The 15003-nt window shown below is 67.8% G+C and carries 17 protein-coding genes and 2 pseudogenes; 6 read left to right on the forward strand and 13 right to left on the reverse strand.

Going from position 1 to position 15003, the window contains the following annotated elements; translation table 11 throughout:
• The first annotated feature begins 459 nt into the window (after positions 1-459).
• Positions 460-1371, forward strand: a complete 912-nt coding sequence (locus tag CV1CTNOD_RS13340; RefSeq protein WP_131786427.1) for a nitroreductase — start codon at positions 460-462, stop codon at positions 1369-1371.
• A 522-nt stretch (positions 1372-1893) separates the two neighbouring features.
• On the opposite strand, the gene CV1CTNOD_RS13345 is transcribed toward CV1CTNOD_RS13340, so the two are convergent.
• On the reverse strand, positions 1894-2769 hold the full coding sequence (locus CV1CTNOD_RS13345; RefSeq protein WP_165485493.1) for a DUF2267 domain-containing protein: 876 nt from the start codon (positions 2767-2769) through the stop codon (positions 1894-1896).
• Positions 2770-3115: 346 nt separating this feature from the next.
• Here CV1CTNOD_RS13345 and CV1CTNOD_RS13350 point away from each other — a divergent pair, with 346 nt between their 5' ends.
• Positions 3116-3583 carry an Hsp20/alpha crystallin family protein gene (locus tag CV1CTNOD_RS13350; RefSeq protein WP_207386411.1) on the forward strand — a complete coding sequence of 156 codons (468 nt, stop codon included), beginning with the start codon at positions 3116-3118 and terminating at the stop codon, positions 3581-3583.
• A 145-nt stretch (positions 3584-3728) separates the two neighbouring features.
• Here the strand turns inward: CV1CTNOD_RS13350 and pspAB are convergent, their stop codons facing one another.
• The 6 genes from pspAB to CV1CTNOD_RS27370 form a co-directional block, all read right to left on the reverse strand.
• A complete protein-coding gene (gene pspAB / locus CV1CTNOD_RS13355) occupies positions 3729-4328 on the reverse strand; it encodes a PspA-associated protein PspAB (protein ID WP_131786430.1) in 600 nt (199 codons plus the stop codon).
• Between the two features lie 15 nt (positions 4329-4343).
• Positions 4344-5312, reverse strand: a complete 969-nt coding sequence (htpX, locus tag CV1CTNOD_RS13360) for a zinc metalloprotease HtpX (RefSeq protein WP_131786431.1) — start codon at positions 5310-5312, stop codon at positions 4344-4346.
• Between the two features lie 5 nt (positions 5313-5317).
• A complete protein-coding gene (gene pspAA, locus CV1CTNOD_RS13365) occupies positions 5318-5638 on the reverse strand; it encodes a PspA-associated protein PspAA (RefSeq protein ID WP_131786432.1) in 321 nt (106 codons plus the stop codon).
• Positions 5635-6522 (reverse strand): PspA/IM30 family protein, encoded by an 888-nt coding sequence (locus CV1CTNOD_RS13370; protein WP_131786433.1) that lies wholly within the window; start codon positions 6520-6522, stop codon positions 5635-5637. Before CV1CTNOD_RS13370 ends, pspAA begins: the two co-directional genes overlap by 4 nt.
• Before the next feature lie 350 nt (positions 6523-6872).
• Entirely contained in the window at positions 6873-7055 is a 183-nt protein-coding gene (locus tag CV1CTNOD_RS13375; RefSeq protein WP_131786434.1) for a hypothetical protein, read from the reverse strand.
• 271 nt (positions 7056-7326) lie between these two features.
• The gene (locus CV1CTNOD_RS27370; protein ID WP_131786435.1) at positions 7327-7635 is read right to left on the reverse strand and encodes a Txe/YoeB family addiction module toxin; all 309 of its coding nucleotides are present in this window, start codon (positions 7633-7635) and stop codon (positions 7327-7329) included.
• Positions 7636-7948: 313 nt separating this feature from the next.
• On the opposite strand from CV1CTNOD_RS27370, the gene CV1CTNOD_RS13385 reads away from it, so the two are divergent.
• The 3 genes from CV1CTNOD_RS13385 (at position 7949) to CV1CTNOD_RS13395 (ending at position 10388) form a co-directional block, all read left to right on the forward strand.
• The gene (locus tag CV1CTNOD_RS13385) at positions 7949-8422 is read left to right on the forward strand and encodes a hypothetical protein (protein ID WP_131786436.1); all 474 of its coding nucleotides are present in this window, start codon (positions 7949-7951) and stop codon (positions 8420-8422) included.
• 480 nt (positions 8423-8902) lie between these two features.
• Entirely contained in the window at positions 8903-10078 is a 1176-nt protein-coding gene (rpoD, locus tag CV1CTNOD_RS13390; RefSeq protein ID WP_131786437.1) for an RNA polymerase sigma factor RpoD, read from the forward strand.
• Positions 10079-10199: 121 nt separating this feature from the next.
• Complete coding sequence (locus tag CV1CTNOD_RS13395) at positions 10200-10388, forward strand: hypothetical protein (protein ID WP_131786438.1); 189 nt, start codon at positions 10200-10202, stop codon at positions 10386-10388.
• Positions 10389-10762: 374 nt separating this feature from the next.
• Here CV1CTNOD_RS13395 and CV1CTNOD_RS13400 read toward each other — a convergent pair whose 3' ends face one another.
• Positions 10763-11803: a hypothetical protein gene (locus CV1CTNOD_RS13400; RefSeq protein ID WP_131786439.1), complete on the reverse strand. Its 1041-nt coding sequence runs from the start codon at positions 11801-11803 to the stop codon at positions 10763-10765.
• Between the two features lie 405 nt (positions 11804-12208).
• Here CV1CTNOD_RS13400 and CV1CTNOD_RS13410 point away from each other — a divergent pair.
• Positions 12209-12406, forward strand: a pseudogene (locus CV1CTNOD_RS13410) (DDE-type integrase/transposase/recombinase); the annotation flags it as partial.
• Positions 12407-12543: 137 nt separating this feature from the next.
• On the opposite strand, the gene CV1CTNOD_RS13415 reads toward CV1CTNOD_RS13410, so the two are convergent.
• The 5 genes and pseudogenes from CV1CTNOD_RS13415 to CV1CTNOD_RS13435 form a co-directional block, all read right to left on the reverse strand.
• A complete protein-coding gene (locus CV1CTNOD_RS13415) occupies positions 12544-13275 on the reverse strand; it encodes a metal-dependent hydrolase (RefSeq protein WP_347402935.1) in 732 nt (243 codons plus the stop codon).
• Between the two features lie 149 nt (positions 13276-13424).
• A complete protein-coding gene (locus tag CV1CTNOD_RS13420) occupies positions 13425-13685 on the reverse strand; it encodes a hypothetical protein (RefSeq protein WP_131786440.1) in 261 nt (86 codons plus the stop codon).
• Positions 13686-13724: 39 nt separating this feature from the next.
• Positions 13725-14150 carry a HepT-like ribonuclease domain-containing protein gene (locus CV1CTNOD_RS28340; RefSeq protein ID WP_131786441.1) on the reverse strand — a complete coding sequence of 142 codons (426 nt, stop codon included), beginning with the start codon at positions 14148-14150 and terminating at the stop codon, positions 13725-13727.
• Positions 14080-14400, reverse strand: coding sequence for a nucleotidyltransferase family protein (locus CV1CTNOD_RS13430; RefSeq protein ID WP_131786442.1), 321 nt, complete (start codon positions 14398-14400; stop codon positions 14080-14082). Before CV1CTNOD_RS13430 ends, CV1CTNOD_RS28340 begins: the two co-directional genes overlap by 71 nt.
• 351 nt (positions 14401-14751) lie before the next feature.
• Positions 14752-14904, reverse strand: a pseudogene (locus CV1CTNOD_RS13435) (IS6 family transposase); the annotation flags it as partial.
• Positions 14905-15003 lie beyond the last annotated feature (99 nt).

Genomic DNA, 15003 nt, shown 5'->3' on the forward strand with positions numbered 1-15003 from the left:
CAACCCGAGAGGCGCCTTTCGGCGGCCCGCTCGGAGCAACTGTTGTAACTTACTGATGGAACCTCGCCGAGTCAAACCTCTCCGAATTATCCGGGATTCGCCTCGCGAGCCACCCCAAGCTCCCCGAAGGAGTCTCGGACCGGGGATGGGGGCCACCTGAGCGAAGAGCCTGACTCGGGTGTCTCCCGGCTTTCCGCCGGCAGGGATAAACATACACGACGGAACAGCCGAGTTTCATGATCGCAAGCAGTTCATGGAAATTTTTTTCCGTGTTCATCTGGCTACATGTAGGTACGGTTCGTGTCGATCGCACCGATTCCCGCCGATCCAGAGGGCTCCACCGACGTCGAGCGACCGGCCCGGCGGGTGCGAGACAAAGCCCGGGAGCGAGACAGGATCCAGGAGAGGGGAAGAAACAAGGAAGAGCCGACAACGCAGAAACCAGGGACGGTGAAGATCATGTCGACAACCAGCGTAGTGCCCGCCCGCGAGCAGATCGAGGAAGTCGTCACCGAGGCTTCGCTGGCACCGTCGATCCACGACACCCAGCCATGGCACTGGTTCGCAGGCAGCGGGCGCCTCGAGCTGTTCGCGGACCCGTCCCTCCTGCTCGGCGCCATCGACCCGGACGGGCGGCAACTACTGATCAGCTGTGGTGCGGCCCTGTACTACGCGCGCCTGGCGCTGCGGGCTCGCGATCTGGTCCCGGAGGTGACCGTCCTGCCCTACGGGCCCGGATACGCCGATCTCGACATGGATCTCGCGGGCAGAGAGCCACTCGCCACCATCCATGTCAGCACCGTGCTCCCACCCGACGCCGGGGAGCGGGCACTCGTCACGGCCATGCGCGACCGGATCACCGACCGCCGGCCGTTGCGTCCCGCCCCTGTACAGGCCACGGTCGTGGAAGAGCTCGGCCAGGCGGCGGAAGCCGAAGGCTGCTGGCTGGCCGCGTTGGGCGCCACGGACGTGGACACCATGTGGTTGGACACCATGGACCGCCACGTCGCGGCCGGCGGGACCGGCGGGATCGGCATGGATGCTCCCGGCCGCTCCCCCACTGCGCCCGTAGAGGCCCGGCGGCCGACGGTCGTCGCGCTCGGGACGGATGCGGACCGACCCGTCGACCGCATGGCCGCCGGTCAGGCGGTCGCGCGGATACTGCTGACAGCCGCGGCGCACGGCGCGGCGGCACGTCCGGTCGGGCACGCCGAGGACATCGACGCGATCCGGGTCAGGGTGCGCGAGCTGCTTCGCAGCACCGGTCACGTCCAAATGATCATTCTTGTCGGCTACCCGTTGCCGGGAGGCAGTCCCGTCGAGCCGGCCCGGCGTCGGCCGACATCGGAGATCCTCACGATCGTGGACTGACAGCACGTGGGCTAACAGCACAGCGCACTGACAGTGCGGACAGTCGCCCAGGCGCGAGGTACGTCCTCATCGCCTCTGGGCGAGGGGCCTGGGTAACCCGCCGGCCGGGCCGGAAGTCATCCCCCGACGTCACCTGAAGCGGGAACGGCAGGCCATCGTCCGGCGCTGGCCCTTCCTCATCTGATCATCTGATCGGGGGACTGGAGAAGGCGGCCCACACCCTGCTCGAGGACATGTTGGAAAGAGGACATGTTGGAACCTGGGGCCGGTGGACGCGCGGAAGGAGCGACTGCGCCAGGCACCGGGCGCTTCGCGACGTCCCGGGTGATGTCCCGGTGGCTCCCTCGTATGATCGCGCTTCCTCCGGCCGGCTCGTCGATCGTGCAGACGTCGTCCTGCCCCGGCTTGCCGGTTGGTAGTCCCCGTGTCCGGTTCAGTTCCCACCTTGTGGGACGTTGCGTTCCGCGGAACATTGCGTCCTGCCGAACATTGCGTTCCCGACCTGGATGTTCCCGGCATGGGTCAGATGGGTGGTGTGTGCGCTGCCGTGTGCGCTGCCGGCTCGGTCCACGTCCGTCTGAGCTCCTCGGGGAGGACGGCCGCGACGTCCTGGGCCTCCTCCGGGACGAGGTCACGCAACGTCTGCAGGACGGCACCGGTGATGTCGTGCGCGTGCACGCGATCGATATGGTCGATCCGCAGCACCGCCTCGATGAACTCGTCCAGGTGGCGCATGCGCGCGGGGGCCTGGCCGCGGCGCCGCGGTGGCACGGTCAGTACCTGCACGTCGACGGGCAGATGTGAGGCGACGTGCCGCCGCTCGGCCACCGGCAACCGCTCGAAGAACGTCGTCAGCACCGCGCGCACCGCCGGCTGGACGGTCTCCTGCGTACAGCCCGCCTGCTGCGCCGCGGCGAACAGCCGCCGCAGCATGGGGGACGGGAGCAGGGTCAGATCGCCTTCGGACGGCCGGGTGTCCCCGGAGACGAGTCCTTCGTGCAGCATCGACACGACCCCCTCGACCCCCGACGTCCGCCAGACCGCGTCCTCCACCACGATGGCGTCGGCCGCTGTGGCGACGTCACCGTGCAGGATGATCACATGGCCGAAGGCGGTCACATGCACCCGCGGGACGTCGAGCCTTCGCGTGACCGAACCCAGCCGGGAACGCACCCGGTCGGCGAGGACGTCGTCGGTGACGTCCGGGTCAGGACGGCCTCCGCCGAGCCGGTAACGGACCCCTCGAAGCCGTCCCCGCAGGTAACGGAACCGGCGGCCGACCCGTTCCCGAACCAGGCCGATCCTGCGACGGATGCGTCGCGGCCGCGCGAGCAGCCCGGCCACGACGCCGGCTCCGACCCCCGCCGCCGCGGCGAGCACTCTCCCGACGTATCTCATCTGCGCACCTCCGGCGGTCGGTCCCACCAGCGTCGGGTATGGGCCGCGGCCCCGCCACCCGTGATGCCTCTGACCGCCACCTTGCGAGCCTGTGGTGGAGCGCGGGGACATCCATCCAACGCCGAGAGGCAGGCTACGGCGACAAGGAGCACGCTGGAGAGGTGGTGGAGCCCGACCAGCTCCAAGGCGGCGCGGCCATACCCGTCACGCGGCCCGGCACGTCACGGCCGATCACGCCCATCACATCGCGGACGCGGCCATGCCTGTCACGCGGCCCGGCACAGGGCCCGGCACGCACCGCCGGAAGCCATGCGGAGAGGTGGAAGAGGTTCGGAAGGGAGTAGCCGTGAAAGGGAGTAGCCGTCCGGCGCTGATTCGACGCGAGCATGCTCGTCACGAATGGTCGCCTGAGCTGTTCGGTTGGCAGTGGTCGGAGGAGGGCCGTTCGCTGGCAGCACGGCTGCTGGGCCTGCGGGAGGACGCCGTGCCGGTCGAGGAGTACACCGAGGACGGCGCCTACGTGCTACGCGCCGAGATCCCCGGCATCGACCCGGACAGGGACGTCGAGGTCACCGTGTCGGAAGGGGAACTGTCGGTGCACGCCGAGCGCCGGGAGGAGAAGAAGGAGAAGGCCGCCGGCCGTTATCGCACCGAGTTCCACTACGGCGCGTTCACCCGTTCGGTGGCCCTCCCGCCCGGGGCGAAGGAGGACGAGGTCGCCGCGACCTACCAGAACGGCATCCTCGAGGTTCGGGTGCCAGTCGAAAGCGGCGAACCCAAAGCAGTCCGGACGATCAGCATCCGCCACGACTGACTGACGTACGTCCGTCTTGATACATGTCCCGTCCATACGCCGGCATCACGCCGACCGGGCCGCTGGGGCGACAGGCCGCATGCCCGCGTCACCGCACCGCGCGGCAGTCACCGCGGTGCGGTCGTCTCACCGGGATGCGGTCGTCTCACCGGGGTGCGGCGGGCTCGTCGAGGCCGGGGGCTCCCCAGACGGGGAACCATCGGGACAGATCCGGTTCGATGGGAAGATCGCCCTCGAGCGTCGCTTTCATCTGGAGTTCGAGCGGGTTGTCCCGGCGTTCGTCGGCAAGGGGAGCGAAGGGATACCAGGTGCCGCGGATGAACAGATAGACAAGGCCGAACGATCGGGACCCATCCGACCGGGATCCTTCGAAGAACGCGACGACGGCGCACAGCAGCGCCGGGCCGAAGCCGGCATCGCGCAGCGTGGAGTTGATCGCGTGCAGATCGGTGACGAGACCGGGCATGTCATCCGCGGAGGTCCGGCGTACCAGCCAGCGGAAGCCGAAGCGGTCGGTCAGCTTCTCGTAGCGACCGCCGTCCAGGACGAGGATCTGGTCGATCTCCCGTTCCAGGCCGGTGAACGCGGCGCCCTCCGCGGGTCTGACACACACTGATCCGACGCCGGTGGGGCGGAAGCGGGACGAGGTCTGGAGTGTGATCGCGGCCGAGGGCAGGGCGAACAGCCGGTCGAGGTTGGGCTGCCTGGGCCGGGAGCGGCCGAGCAGCACATCCAGGAGTCCCATGGTGGCGTCCTGTCGTCACGGGGAAACGCTGCCCGGCGGGTCTTCGAGCCCCGCGGACGGCTCTTCGAGCTCGGCGGACAGCCGGGCCAGCTGCGCGAGGCGGGCGTCGAGCGGCGGATGGGTCGAGAACAACGTGGACAGGCTGAAACCGCCCGCCCGCGCCGGGGCGAAAAAGAAGGCGTTGAACGGCTCGGCGGTGCGCAGGTCCCGCGTCGGGATCCGGGACATCTCACCCGTGATCTTGGTCAGTGCCGATGCCAGCGCCCGGGGACGGCCGGTGAGCAGCGCGCCCGAGCGATCCGCGGCAAGCTCGCGGAAGCGGGACAACGACCTGGTCAGGACGAACGACACCGCGTAGACGAGGGCCGAGACAACCACGATGACGGCCACGGCCGCGGCGCCGCTGTCCTCGTCGTCGTCCCGGTTGTTACCGCCGAACCCGCCGTACATGCCGGAGTACAGACCAAACCGTGTGATCAGCCCGGCCAGCACCCCGAGGAAGGCGGCGACGGTCATCACGGCGACGTCCCGGTGCGCCACGTGCGACAGCTCGTGGGACAGGACGCTCGTCAGCTCGTCGGTGTCCAGCCGGCGCGTCAGGCCGGTCGTGACGCAGACCACCGACCGCCGGGGGCTGCGGCCCGTGGCGAACGCGTTCGGCACGTCCACGTCGGCGACTGCCACGGCCGGTTTGGGAAGGTCCGCCAGGGTACACAATCTGTCGATCATTCCGTGCAGCTCGGGTGCCTGCTGCGGGGTGACGATCCGGCCCCGCATCCCGTACAGCGCGATCCGGTCGGAGAACCAGTACTGGGTGAACAGCAGCCCCCCGGCGATCACAATGACAAGTACCGGCGACAGGCCCACCGCGATCAGGACCGCGACGAAGGCGACGTAGACCAGCCCGAGCAGGAAGACCGTCAGCAGCATCCGGGCCGCCAGGCCCCGGTCGGGCCGGAACCGGCGGCGAGGCGGTGCGGTCATCGTCGTCACCTCAGTCCGGAATCCGGAATGAGGCCCTCGCCGCGACGACCCTCATCCCGAAGCCCCTCGTCTCGCAACATCCCGCGAACCTCGGTGAGGTCGGCGTCCGTGGAGGGCAGTACGAGGTCCGACGGTGTCAGCGTGTCGTCGGGCAGGGGGGATCCATACGCGCGGACGCGGCTGAGCAACACCTCGAGCGCGGCGCGGAACGCCGTCTCGTCATCGGCCTCCATGGTCGTGACCAGCTGGTCGTCCAGCGTATTCAGTTCGCCGAGGACGCTGTCGGGCACGGCGAGCTGTCCTTCCCCGAGAATTCGTACGATCATGGCTGTTCGCCCGGCTCGGTGGTCGTCCTCTCGCCCGGCTCAGCGGCCGCCCTCGACTCCTCACTCCCGATCGCCCGCTGGGCGTCGGCCGCGGGTAGCTGGATGCCGCTGCCGGCCGCGGGCAGCTGGGTGCCGGCCGCGGGCAGCTGGGTGCCGGCCGCGGGCAGCTGGGTGCCGGCCGCGGGCGGCGCGCCCTTGAGCGCGGCGAGTTCACGCTCGACGTCCGAGCCGGTCGTGATCCTGTCGAGTTCGGCCTGGATGTCGTCGCGTGGCCGGCCGGTCACGGTCGCGTCGTCGAGCGCGCCCGATGCGAGCAGCTCGTCGATGGCGCCGGCACGGGCCTGCATCTGCTGGGTCCTGTCCTCGGCGCGCTGGATCGCCAGCCCCACGTCACCCATCTCCTCGGAGATACCCGAGACCGCCTCGCCGATCCTCGTCTGCGCCTCGGCCGCGGTGTAGGTGGCCTTGACCGTCTCCTTGCGGGTGCGAAACGCCTCGACTTTTGCCTGTAACCGCTGGGCGGCTACGGTCAGCTTGTCCTCCTCGGCCCGCAGTGAGGCATGCTGGCGCAGAAGATCCTGAGCCTGCCCGCTCACCGCGGCGCGGCGGCCCAGCGCCTCCCGGGCGAGGTCGTCGCGGTTCGCCGCGACCGCCTGACCGGCCTGCTCCCCCAACCTGTCCGCGGAGGCCTGTAACTGCCTGACCTGCAGCTCGACTCGCTTACGGCTCGTCGCGACATCGGCCACCCCGCGGCGCACCTGCTGGAGAAGGTCGAGCTGCCGCTGGTAGGAGTAGTCAAGGACCTCTCGCGGATCCTCCGCACGATCCAGGATCTTGTTCGCCTTGGTCTTGAACACCAGGGCCAGCCGCCGGCTGAGGCTCATATCTGCCCACCCCCTCGGGCATCCTGTCCGCTGCTGAGTGCTCCTAACCACCGTCGCCCCCGCAGAACCCGCCAGCAAACCGACCAGGATCTTCGTCCCGCCGGTGAGGGCTGACGGAGCCGTTGCCCGTGTCTGGTGCAGTACCATTTGGATCTCCCCCGGCGAGGAGGTCGCCGTGCACGAGTGTGAGCTGTCAGCACCTCTGCATGACATCGAACGTGTCGATCCCCGAGTGGCTCGACGAGGTACTCGCGGAGGCGGATGCAGATCTTGCTGCGGGCCGGTTCCTGTCGTTCGGGTCGGCCGAGGAGACAGCGACGGCTTCCGTGCCAGGCCGAGCGGATCGTCTTTCATACTGACGGCTGGTCGCGGGTGGGGAAAGCCAGGTGGGGAAAGCACAGTTCAGATGCCTTTCTTGGCTGCGACCGGTCGGCCGGAATGCTGAATCCCGCAAGCGGCTTGTCGGTGAAGCCGTTGACCAGTTCGGCGGCTCGCAGCACGTCCCACAGGTAGGTCATGGGGGCAGGCCGCATACAGCTGTTCCCGGGTCCGCATCACTTCGTCCCGGAAGTACGGGCGACGAACCCTATTGAACCCCTATGAACATCACAAACGTGGCTGCTGATCAGCGGACCCCTGTCGTCTCCTGACGTCTGATCGCTACTTTCCATACACCACGTCCATGGACTCCACTTTCTTGACATCCGCACTCCTGGTTCCCTGTCCGCGTGAGCCGGATCAGCAGGGTGCTGCCGCAGTCGTGGCCCGGCGACACGGCCGTGTTGCTTATGGTGTCGAGTCCGATCAGTAGCGGTAGCGAACCTGAATAATGATCAGATCGTCTCCGCGCATTTGGTAGACCAGACGGTGTTCGTCGGTGATCCGTCGTGGCCAGTACCCGGACAGATTCTGTGACAGCGGCTCCGGTTTACCGATCCCGGTGGCCGGATCGTGCACTGACTCCTCGATCAGGCGGTTGATCCGGCGCAGCGTTTTGCGGTCGTCGGCCCAGGACGTGTAGTCATCCCGTGCCCGCGAGGTGAAAACGACGCGGTGCCTGAGGGCTGTCTGTGCGGGGGGTCTGAGGCCACGGCATGACGTGGGCGGCGCAATATGGGTTGAGCCGTGTGCGACATGATCTGACCCGTGGGGTGCTCATGGTGAGGGCAGCGGAGGTCGACGGTATCTGTACCCGCGTCAGTGGCTCGTTGACGCCAGATGCGGCTCGCAATATCCGGGCCGCTGACTCTGTGGGCCGGGCAGGCGCACCAGTTTCCCGTGTACGAGTCTATCCTTGGTTGCGAGCCTGGGTTGCCTCTACACCTGGATGCGTATGGCCGCGCTCGAGGACCCGGCCGGGCTGGATGGGTCACCATAACCGCATGCGAAGAACGGCGATATCCGAGTATCCCCCGGTCGAGTCCGCGTGACGACGGCTGGACTCCCACCGTCCGGTCTCGCCGTCCACAGCGCTGTGACCACCGCCGTCGCAGCCGCGGCGGCTCACGACCCGGCCGCGCTTCGTGATGCATGCGCCCGGCTACGCACCTGTGAGGAACAGCAGGTCCGGGACGTGCTGCACGCGCTGACGCTCGGGCTGATCGAGAAGACGTTCCCGGCCGGTCTGGACGCCGACGACCTGCGTGCGCTGCTGGCCGACGTCATGCACGCCGCGACGACCTGGTTTCCGGACCTCGACCCGCATGCCGTCGTCCTCGTCCTGACCGGTGCGTTGTCGGTGCATGAGACTGACGCGCCCCCGGTCGACGCCGACGCGCTACCGATCGCCTGCGCCCTCGCGGTCAGCCACCTCGTCCACCAGCTCCGCATCCCACTGGAGCTCGAGCTGACCCACGCCTTCGACGAGCTCCGCAGGGCGCAGACCATGGAGATGCCCTGACCGCCGTCCACAACCGCCGCAGCGGCTGAGAACCGACCACCTCTGGTAACCAAAAGTGCCCGAGCCTTGGACACAACCTCCTTCGGTGCCGCGGCGAGCGGCGTCTGTCCGGCGTGTACCGCCTGGCGGGTGGCGTACTCGTCATCGGCCTGGGGGTTTCGTCGATGGCGGGTTCTGCGGCCTCAGGTTGGGCATGTCCTACGGCGCCCCGCCGAGTTCTAGCGACAGCAGATGGTTCACCTCGTACCGCCCGCACCGGTCGCCTGCGTAGTCGCCGTGGACGACGATCGCCCGCTTCGTGACCTTGACCGTTTGGGACGACAGCGGGCGGTAGCCTCCTGGTCCTACCCGGACGCTACCGCGGTGGCCTCCCCGCCGGTACCCGGCAGGAGCGCGGACGGTCCGCGCGCCGACGCGGAATCCCCCTGCCGTGTTCTCGCGTAGCGTGGGTGCTCCGGGGAAGGAAGTGATGTTCTGTCCATGGCTTCTGGCGTCGAGCCGCGCGAGGCCCTCGGGGAGGCGGTCCAGGATCTCCTCCTCCGAGGTGAGGAGACCGGTTTCGTCACGGCCGCCGACGTGACCACCACCGTGCAGGCGGCATACCTATCGCCTGAGCGGACCGACGCAGCCGCGGAACTGCTCGCCGGCGAGGGCGTCGAGATCTTCGATGCTCGGGACGGGGACTCTGACGCGGCCCCGTCCGCCCGTCGTCGCCGCGGGCGCGAGGAGCCGGCGAGCGCGGCGCCGACCTCCGACCCGGTGCGGATGTACCTCAAGGAGATCGGGAAGGTCGCCTTGCTCACCGCGGAGGGGGAGGTTGATCTCGCCAGGCGGATCGAGGCCGGGGTGTTTGCCGCCCACAAGCTCGCGACCGCGACGGGTGCGATGACACCGCGGGAACACCGCGAGCTGGAGGCCGTCGAAGGAGACGGGCAGATCGCCAAACGCAGGTTGGTCGAGGCCAATCTGCGGCTCGTCGTGTCGATCGCGAAGCGTTACGTCAGCCGCGGCATGCCCTTCCTGGATGTTGTTCAGGAAGGCAACCTCGGTCTGATCCGTGCGGTCGAGAAGTTCGACTATGCGAAGGGTTACAAGTTCTCCACCTACGCGACGTGGTGGATCCGGCAGGCGATTTCCCGCGCTCTCGCCGACCAGGCGCGCACCATCCGTATCCCGGTGCACCTGGTCGAGGTGATCAACCGGCTGGTCCGTGTCCAGCGGCAGCTCGTGTCCGACCTCGGCCGGGAGCCGAGCCCGGAGGAGATCGCGACGGAGATGGATCTTACGCCGCAGCGGGTCCAGGAGATCCTCATGATATCCCGGGAGCCGGTGTCGCTGGACACGCCGATCGGCGAGGACGCCGACTCCCATTTCGGTGATCTCATCGAGGACTCGGACGCGGTCGTCCCGTTCGAGGCGGCCACCGTCGGGCTGTTCCAGGAACAGTTCGACGCGGTCCTGCGCACCCTGTCCGATCGGGAACGGCAGATCGTCCGGCTCCGGTACGGCCTGACGGACGGTCGTCCCAGAACGCTCGAGGAAGTCGGCCACGAGTTCGGGGTCACCCGTGAACGCATCCGGCAGATCGAATCGAGGGCACTCGTGAAGCTGCGCCACCCCTCACGTTCGGAGAAGCTTCGTGACTACCTGGAGTAGTTCCTTCGCGGGGTCGCGGCATACGCCGGCCGTGACTATAGCCTTCGACCGAGCTGGATCCGCCCTGCGCCGCGTCCGGACGCGTCCACCTGGCAGAGCCTGACCCGCGGGACCGGGCCGCGTGCAGACCGACGACCTCAACGGCGAGGTGACCTGCTCGGACCGGTTGTACAGCGTGCCCACGCCGGTCAACGCACTCCTGCAACGGCTCACCAGCCGGACGGCGCGCGACTCTCTCCCGCCCGGCCTGATCTCCTCCGACGAGTTCCTGGCCGAGGTCTCTGCCAGGACAGCAGTACCGCGGCGGTGACGGACATCTCCTGCCCCGAAAACGTGATGCTCGTTAGCCCGGCCTCTCACCACGGACCGCCACTCCGGCGAGTCGCTAGACGATCACACCCCGTACACCACGTCCGTGGACTCCACTTGTCAAGAATCCGTCCGTAGCGGCCACCGGCATCGACCGATAGTCCGTGCGACCAGCTGTAGACCTCACCGGGAAGGCGCCTCACGATCTTGTAGGCGGCGCGAACGTCAGGCACCCGTATCGTCCTGGTCGGTGCCCGTAGAAGGATCATTGGTCGAGCTTGCCGAGGTCCTGCTGGGGGCGGACGCGGCTGGCGCGGCCGGCTGAACCTCGCCGTTCCCCGCCGAGGACAAGATCCGCATAGTGTTGCCGGCGGATCAGGCCGCGGGGCGGTAGGCGAAATCGGTCAGGGACACCGTGAGCTCCTCCCTGTTCTTCCGGTACTCGATGCAGTACCGGGTGGGGTACCAGCCCGCCACCTTCCAGGCTGCAGGCGCCTTGATCGGAGTGCAGGAGTCCGCCTTGCCGCCTGTCACTTCCGCCAGCCACGCCTTCGTGATCATCGGCTCGTAGAAGGTAATCTCGCCGTTGTAGGCGCCGTACATGAAGGTGTGGGTGAACATGTTGCCGTTGAACTCCGGCGAGCTCAGATCGGTCAGATGGTTGCCCATCGCGGACACCACGGCGCCGAAGTCGAAGTAGCCCTCCGGCCGGTAACGGTCGGACACAGGTACCCGGGCGGTGGCGTAGTCGTCGCCGTTGATGAGCCCTTCTCCGCTACCGGACCCGGTCCGGATCGCGTTTCGAGCGGCCAGGTCCTGAATGTAGAAGTGGAAGTCGAAGTGGGGAAGGCCGTAGACGGGATCGGGCATGTGCCCGTGCGGGTCCCAGGTCAGCAGGGCCCACGTGAACGGACCGCCGACCTGCTCGGTGAACTGCTGTGGCAGTTCGAGCACGAAGTCGTGACTATGCACGCATTCGGCCTGCTCGTCAATCGTGCCGTCGCCATCGACGTCGTAGCAGTGCTGGCCGTCTGTATTGGCAGTGGGCAGGTTCGTCAGGGCGTTCTTGCCGAACACGAAACCCAGACTGAGCGGTCGGACGCCGTCAAGCTGAGCATAGGTACGGATGTGCCCGTCGCCGAGAACGACCGGCTCACCGTACACCGCGCATGGGCCGGGATACGAGCGGGTCTTATGGTAGAGCTCGGTAGTCACCGTCGACAGGACCTTGACGTTGTGCTCCACGCCATCAGCCTCGACCAGGCACACCGGGCTGCCCGAGGGCTTGGCCGCAGTCGAGCCCTCGGGCGTGGCCGACGACGATACGGATGCGGCGGCAACCGCCATCCCGACGACGGTCCCGAGCATGAGGACGGCACCCAGAAGTCGCGTCCGTCGTGGGCGCGCGCTTGACATGGCAATGGTCCTTTCTGTCAGAAGAACATCTGGTCCTGCATGACGTGGCGTGACTGGTTCAACAGCTCGCCGTCCACACGCACAAGCACGTCATTCACGCAGCTGGGTCCGAACTACTGTGCACCGCCGGGCCGTATGCTAATCACCTGTGTATAGAAGGTGAAACACATCCGGCGAGTCGAGAACGATTATGTTGAACTAGCGCCGGTGCACGACCGGGTCGTTGTCGAACCGTTTATAGAAATCGTGCGGATCTGCCACGATGCAATGTCACTTAGCCTATTTTGATCATGCTGCACGGGGGTTCAGGGGGTAAAGCCTGACGGTGGGTGGTCCGGGGTGGCGGGTGCTGCTGGTTTCGCCGGGTTTCTTGACGCGGTAGCTGGTGTGGCGGGCGCATTTGACATCGAATCCGACCACAGCCAGCTGAAAGCCCGACTCCGACCCATGCGCGGGCTCACACGCCTCCGTTCCGCGCAGACGATCAGTTCCGGGCATGCGTTCGTGCAGAACATCAGCCGCGGCCACGACGAACTCGGCGTCGACGCCGACCCGCACCTGCTGATGTCGGCTGCCTTCACCGAGCTCGCACTGGCGGTCTGATCAGCGGTTCGGCTGGGCTCGCCATGTCCTGGCTCCGCTGAATGCAACAGACCCGGTCAGCTGTGCGCGGAAGACTGCCACCAAAGACCCACATCCGGGAATTGTCCGGCCTCGCGCGGCTGCCCCTGCTCTACCGGTCAGCCGGTGAGCAGGGAGAACGAGATCCCGCTCGACACGGTCCGCACGGTGAGGACGACGGCAGCGACGGCCAGCAGCGGTACGACCACCCGATGTTCGACCTTGCCGCCCGTCCGGGGGACCAGGGGGATCTCCATTCGCCAGCCGACCGGCCAGAGCAGGGGGCAACCGCGCGGGGTCAGACAGTCCCCGGCCAGGTGAGCGAGACACCCCAGTGCCACCGCGTAGCCGGCGAAGCTCATGTCGAGGCCGTGCATGAGGAAGACCGCGAGCCCGGCGACCACGCAGTCGACAATGGAGGACCAGGGCCCGTGCCGTTCGAAATCCAACCCGAGGCCGCGGAGCCCGAAGCCAACGAGGACGAACAGCGCGAACCACCAGACGTACACGGCGTGGACGGCCAGCAGGCCCATACCCGCGCCCATGACAAGCGCGAACAGGATCGAGTGGGTGGCGTGCCGGTGGCCACCGCTGACCCGACCGATCCACCTGCACATCGTGTGGGTGACCGGGCCGAAGGTGTTGGCGATCCGGCCGTCGGGGTGGTCGATGTCGGGCAGGAGCGCCGCGCCCGCGGACACCACCGCGCCGGCGGCCAGCTGGGCGGCGGACAGGGACGCGGTGTGCGAGCCCAGCCACTGCTGCGAGCCCAGCCACTGCTCCTGGGACAGCGCGGGCGCGGCGGCCAGCCAGACCACCGCCCCGCTCAGCACGTGCGTCCGCCCCATCATGGAAGGTCAACCTCAACGATCAGCACCGACGGACTATAGACCGTCCTCGGTCCGGCCTTCGCAGCCCCCGGCCAGGACCGCGTCGTAGCCGAGGCGTAGGCCGCGCGTGAAGCGGTGCAGATCGGGCAGGTCATCGGCATCAACCGTCTCTATCCAGGTGTCGAGCTGGTCGCCATGGCGACCGGTGAGCATGTCAGCGAACGCTGCGACGTGACCGGCGACAGAGTCGAGGTGCCCGCAGCGGGACGGACTTTCTTCAGCGCGAGAGCCTCGTCCTCGTCGAGATGCTCGGGGTGCGTGAGCAGCCAGTCACCCAGCCCCTGCACCCGGTGGCTACTGGAGCGGCGCGGGAGCAGCAGTCGATCTTGTAGCCCGCCGGGGCATCGATCGCGCTGCTCCACCCTTGCCACGTGATCGTCGAAGGACGCGACACGGCAGCTGTGACGCGCTCACCCGGTATCGCCAGCTTCTTGGTCGCCGGCCGCGAGCTGCCCGATCGCGTCGGCGAGCGGGATGAGTTCGTCGTGAACGATCTGAGCTATCAGGTCGCGATCCACGCGGAAGTACTCGTGCACCACGATAGTGCGCAGCCCGGCGATACTGGCCCGCAGCGTCTCGGGGAGCGCAACTTGATCTCGTTCGGCAGTGCCCGCGCCGCTTCGCCGATCACGGCAAGACTGCGCAGGATCGCGTCGTAGGCCATGCCCGCGGTGATCTTGTCGCGGTCCGACAGCCGTTCGCGGTAGTGCTGACAGCGTTCGATCGCGGCCAGGATATCCGCGAACCGTTCGCGGGGATCGCGGCTCACAGTGGAACGAGGTCGGCACGAGCCGTCGCCGAAACCGGTTCGCGCAGCAACGGCTCCGCCACGACATCCACCCGCACGCCGAGCAGGCTGGTCAGTTCCTCGGCGATCCCGGCCAGCCGCATCAACGGGTTGCCGCCCGCGGGGTCGAGGTCGACCAGCACGTCGAGGTCGCTGGTGGCGGTGGCGTCGCCCCGGGCGACAGAGCCGAACAGCCGCGGATCGCGCGCGCCGTACCGATCGAGCACGCCCTGAACCTGCGGGCGATGGCGGGTGATCACCGCACGCAGCGCTCGTGCCTCGGTCGTCGGGCTGGCCATGAGTTGAGGCTACGACACAGCCTGACGTCCGGTGGCTGGTTCGCTGCATGGCTCCTCCTCGCCCTTGCCTCCCTGGATCAGCCGCATCGCGGAGGCGGGGTGGATCTCCTCGCCGCGCAGCGCGGTGTCGATGGCCTGGGCGATCAGGTCGCCGCCAACCAGCAGCAGGTGGCCGTAGGCGTCGATGTAGTTGTCACGGTCAACCTGCCAGCGCAGGCAGTCGGCGCCCCGCAGTAGGGAGCGCGTACGCCCCCAACGCACTTGGCAACTAGCCCTCCGGTCACCCTCCGTATCGGAGTTCGCGGACGGGGTGCCGTCAGCCGAGGAGAGCTGGTCGGTGGTCACCTCGACCAGGCCGCGTTCGGCGAGGAGCTCTTCGACGTCCTGGTACGACAGGACATAGCGCAGGTACCAGCGGACCGCCAGCACGATCACCTCAGGAGGGAACCGGAACCCGGCAAACTCCGAGACGAGAACCGGTGGACAGACCGGACGTCGACGCATCAGTCCACCTTGTCCGATCAAGGACCTGGCGAACGCAACAGACCCCAGGTGCCGCACGTGCCTGCGGGCCGGTCGGTGACCGGCCCGCAGGTGTTCACC

Origin of the sequence: Protofrankia symbiont of Coriaria ruscifolia, assembly GCF_900634745.1 — a bacterium.
Classification (GTDB): Bacteria; Actinomycetota; Actinomycetes; order Frankiales; family Frankiaceae; genus Protofrankia; species Protofrankia californiensis.

Bases quoted from the DNA above. Each gene is read 5' to 3' on its own strand.
- CV1CTNOD_RS13340 (WP_131786427.1), top strand. From the start codon at position 460: ATGTCGACAACCAGCGTAGTGCCCGCCCGCGAGCAGATCGAGGAAGTC.
- CV1CTNOD_RS13345 (WP_165485493.1), bottom strand. From the start codon at position 2,769: ATGAGATACGTCGGGAGAGTGCTCGCCGCGGCGGCGGGGGTCGGAGCC.
- pspAB (WP_131786430.1), bottom strand. From the start codon at position 4,328: ATGGGACTCCTGGATGTGCTGCTCGGCCGCTCCCGGCCCAGGCAGCCC.
- htpX (WP_131786431.1), bottom strand. From the start codon at position 5,312: ATGACCGCACCGCCTCGCCGCCGGTTCCGGCCCGACCGGGGCCTGGCG.
- pspAA (WP_131786432.1), bottom strand. From the start codon at position 5,638: ATGATCGTACGAATTCTCGGGGAAGGACAGCTCGCCGTGCCCGACAGC.
- CV1CTNOD_RS13370 (WP_131786433.1), bottom strand. From the start codon at position 6,522: ATGAGCCTCAGCCGGCGGCTGGCCCTGGTGTTCAAGACCAAGGCGAAC.
- CV1CTNOD_RS13375 (WP_131786434.1), bottom strand. From the start codon at position 7,055: ATGCGGCCTGCCCCCATGACCTACCTGTGGGACGTGCTGCGAGCCGCC.
- rpoD (WP_131786437.1), top strand. From the start codon at position 8,903: ATGGCTTCTGGCGTCGAGCCGCGCGAGGCCCTCGGGGAGGCGGTCCAG.
- CV1CTNOD_RS13400 (WP_131786439.1), bottom strand. From the start codon at position 11,803: ATGTCAAGCGCGCGCCCACGACGGACGCGACTTCTGGGTGCCGTCCTC.
- CV1CTNOD_RS13415 (WP_347402935.1), bottom strand. From the start codon at position 13,275: ATGATGGGGCGGACGCACGTGCTGAGCGGGGCGGTGGTCTGGCTGGCC.
- CV1CTNOD_RS28340 (WP_131786441.1), bottom strand. From the start codon at position 14,150: ATGTCGTGGCGGAGCCGTTGCTGCGCGAACCGGTTTCGGCGACGGCTC.
- CV1CTNOD_RS13430 (WP_131786442.1), bottom strand. From the start codon at position 14,400: ATGGCCAGCCCGACGACCGAGGCACGAGCGCTGCGTGCGGTGATCACC.